A 3,919-nucleotide genomic window follows, 5' to 3' on the forward strand; every position below is an offset into this window, starting at 1 on the left:
TTTTCTCACAATCTCTTGGCGTCTATGAGCCCTTCATATCCCATCACCCCTTTCTTTAACCTCTCATCGGAATAGACCGGCCTATCTCAAACAGCCGTAAGCTACCGCCCTTACGCGCAAATGATGATATACTTCCATATTGGGAATGGTCTGGTGCATATAAACTACCGAAAAGCCTTCGCTGGGATCAATGGAAACGTAAGTACCCAGGGCTCCGGTCCATCCAAATTCCCCGACCGAACTATTGGAATTGCCCTCAGCCGGGTTCATCAGCGTTCTAACTCCCAATCCGTATCCATACCCCGCCAAATAAGGATTGTTGAAGTTAAAGTCCTTGAGCTGCTGCTCGTTTAACTGATTGGTCCTCATCAAATCTATGGTCTTTCTACTAATTATCCTGTGCCCATTATAGCATCCACCATTGGCAAGCATTTGTGAAAACTTTAAGTAGTCCCTCACTGTAGAATACAGGCCAGCTCCTCCTGCTTCATAGATAGCATCGGGTTGATGATACTCATCTAAGAATCCTGATACTTTTTCCCAGGTACCATTTTCGTTTTTCTTATAGCAGGAAACCATTCTTTCTTTAATATCGCCGTGGAAGCGGTATCCTGTGCTGTCCATCCCCAGAGGGCCAAATATCTCATCGTATAGAAACTCTCCCACCGTCTTACCCGATATCACCTGGATTAGCGCTGCAAGTATATCATGGCCATACCCATATAGCCAGCGGGTACCGGGCTCAAAGGCAACAGGAACCGACCCCATCGCCCTCGCCTCTGTTACGATATCATATTTCCCGTATTTTGCTTTCAGCTCTTCCTTTACCCTTCGCATTTCCCTTGCCGTAGGCGAATCTCCAAAGTGGTATGGCAGGCCCACCGCCATGGTAAAGGCATGCTTAATCAGCATAGGATTCTTGGCTTTCTCCACGTGGACCTTTCCCTCCGAATCGGTAACAAATACTGTTGTATCCTTGTATTCTGGTAAATACTCATAAATGGGCTCATGCAACAAAAATTTTCCCCTCTCAAAGAGTATCAAAGCAGCAGTACAGATCACCACCTTGGTCATGGAAAAAATGCGAAAGACGCTATCCTCGGTGATAGGCTTTTTCTCCTCTAGGTCTGCATAGCCGAAATAGCCTTCATACAAAATCTTACCATCCTTTGCTACGGCGCAGCCACACCCGGGAAGCCCATCCTCCACAAATTTTTTTAACAGATTGGATAAATCGTCAAACTTGGCCATTTTTATCCTCCTTTCCATCGTTTCTGGTACCACTTCAAAGTTTCCCGTCAAGAACGGTACTGCCGGCAAGCACTTGGCTCCTCTTATCGGGCTGCCCGCCACTGACCATCACCCTAAACTGCCCGGCTCTAAGATGCTTCTGTGCAATTTATGCTGCTTCAAATTCTAATCTATCCTTGTTTTTATACCTCCACTCCTAAGAAAACCCTCACCAAAAAGCCGATGACAAAGCTTAAGGCTGCCACCCCCAGGCTTATGGATACCATTTCCAGGAAACGCCTCTTAAAGTCCAAATCCTTGGCCACCGAAACGTAAAAGTTGAATATGAGTATTACCAACACGGCGTTTATGACCGTTAGGCACAAACATAAAAAGTAATGTCCAAACAGCAAATATGGGAAGATGAGAAACAGCACCGTAAAAATATAGGCGATACCTGTATAGGTAGCCGCTTTAATGGGGCTTTGGTCCCCTTCTTGAGACTTTGTCGACAAATATTCGGAAGCTGCCATCGAAAAGGAGGCCGCTATTCCCGTTATAAAACCGCTAAGGGCGATCAGCCTGGTATTTTGCAGAGCAAAGGTCAATCCTGCCAAAGTCCCGGTCAGCTCCACCAGAGCATCGTTAAGCCCCAATACCATTGACCCAACGTAATTTAAATGCTCTTCATTGATCAGGTCCACAAGCTTCTTTTCATGCCTATCCTCATCCTGGATGATCTTATGGATTTCGGGCATGGTATCTGCCAGCTTGGCGTACACCTCTTCAGCTCGTCGTTCGCCTTTTTCCATCAACTTGATGCCAAACGTAAGCCCGAATATCCTTGAAATTATAAAGTACAGCCATACCTTCCATCTATTGGGTTTTATATTTTGTCGGGTAATCCTTTGCCAGAATCTATAATGTGCCAGCTCTTCATTGGCTATCTCGGCTAAAACCTCTCTGTTATGCTGATCCTTTATGGAAGCCGATAATTTGGTATAGATGTGATATTCGGTAATCTCATTTTTCTGCGCCATAAGAATGGCCTCTTTTTGGCGATGGGTTAACTCCATAAAACCCATATTCACTTCCTCCTTTAGCAGAGATCAAAGCGCCAATAGTTTCTACCATATTGTTTAATTCAGCCTATACTTTAGACTTCTATAGATTTGATAAAATTCCTGCAAAAAAATTAAAATATATACCCTGCAATCTGAAATTGCAGGGTATTTAGAATGTTATCCTATCCTCTTCTCATTTAATATTCCAATTCAATCTTTTCTCCTATCACTTCAAATTCCCCTGTCAGAATGGCAGTACCAGCAAGAGCTTCACTCCTCTTATCCGGTTGCCTGCCACCTACCATCACCCTAAACTTTCCTGGCTCTAAAATACATCTGCCGTCATTATCTATAAGGGCCATCTGCCTAGGTGTCAGCGTAAAGGTAACCGTTGTGCTTTCACCCGGCTGGAGCTTGACCCTTTCAAATCCTTTGAGTTCATGAATAGGTACATCTACCGATGCCTCTAAATCTTTCAAATACAGCTGCACTACCTCATCTCCGGCCATTTTTCCCGTATTCTTTACGTCTACGGAAACGGTAAGAGGCTGTCCAGCTTCTATCACCTCTGCACTAAGCCTTAAATTGCTGTATTCAAAAGTCGTGTAGCTCAATCCATATCCAAATGGATATAGGGGCTCATCTTCCATATACCTGTAGGTTCTTCCCTTCATGCTATAATCGGTGAATGGTGGTAGCTGTTCCACAGATTTGACAAAGGTGACAGGCAGCCTCCCAGCGGGATTGTAATCTCCAAAAAGCACATCTGCGATTGCAGTACCCCCCTCTTCTCCCGGGTACCACACCTGCAATATGGCAGGCACATTTTCATGCGCCCAGTTTATGGACACCGGGCTACCGCTGAAAAGCACCAATACAACCGGCTTACCGGTGGCACATACTGCCTTTAGCAGCTCTTCCTGCATGCCCGGTAAATCCAAGCTGACCCTATCGCCATTTGCTTCGGACTTGTGCGCGTTGCCTTCCTCGCCCTCAAAATCCGGCGACAGTCCCAAACACATGATAACCACATCTGCTCTCTGAGCGGCAGCTAGCGCTTCGGCAAAACCCGCTGTTGCCTTCGGCCCCCAGGAAGTATCCTCTTTATTTAGAAGGTCACATCCTTGAGCATAATATACCCTGGTATTAGGCGAAACCTTGGCGCGTATGCCCTCAAGAGCAGTCACATATTTAGAAGGCATACCGTTATAATTGCCCAGCAACACTTTTAAGTCATCGGCATTAGGACCAATTACCGCTATGGCTTTCAAGTCTTTCCTCAGCGGCAGCAAACCACCCTCATTTTTGAGCAATACAATTGATTCCCGCGCCATTTCAAGGGCTAACCTGCGATGCTCCTCACAGTCATTCACTTCGTAAGGTATTTGAGCATAAGGCACCCTCTCAGGTGGATCAAACATTCCGAGCTTGAACCGTGCCCTAAATAGGCGTTTAACGGCTCTATCTATTGCTTCCTCGGATATAAGCCCCTGCTTCACCGCATTAACCAGGCTATTGAATGCTCTACCGCAACAGAGGTCACACCCAGCATTGACAGCCAATGCCGCCGACTCCTCCGGCGTATTGGTCACCTTGTGGTGCTTATGTATATCTTCAATTGCCCC

General features: G+C 46.0%; 3 protein-coding genes. All 3 read right to left on the minus strand.

The window, feature by feature from the left end:
* Positions 1–81 precede the first annotated feature (81 nt).
* Positions 82–1,251 carry a serine hydrolase domain-containing protein gene (locus tag FWJ59_RS08375; protein WP_414481493.1) on the minus strand — a complete coding sequence of 390 codons (1,170 nt, stop codon included), beginning with the start codon at positions 1,249–1,251 and terminating at the stop codon, positions 82–84.
* A 182-nt stretch (positions 1,252–1,433) separates the two neighbouring features.
* Entirely contained in the window at positions 1,434–2,315 is an 882-nt protein-coding gene (locus tag FWJ59_RS08380) for a VIT1/CCC1 transporter family protein (protein ID WP_414481491.1), read from the minus strand.
* 176 nt (positions 2,316–2,491) lie between these two features.
* Positions 2,492–3,919 (minus strand): glycoside hydrolase family 3 C-terminal domain-containing protein (locus FWJ59_RS08385; RefSeq protein WP_414481492.1); only part of this gene is annotated, 1,428 nt, incomplete at its 5' end.

This window comes from Caldicoprobacter sp., from assembly GCF_047459465.1.
Taxonomy (GTDB): domain Bacteria; phylum Bacillota; class Clostridia; order Caldicoprobacterales; family Caldicoprobacteraceae; genus Caldicoprobacter.

Coding starts and splice junctions, on each gene's coding strand:
- FWJ59_RS08375 (WP_414481493.1), bottom strand. CDS start 1,251: ATGGCCAAGTTTGACGATTTATCCAATCTGTTAAAAAAATTTGTGGAG.
- FWJ59_RS08380 (WP_414481491.1), bottom strand. CDS start 2,315: ATGGGTTTTATGGAGTTAACCCATCGCCAAAAAGAGGCCATTCTTATG.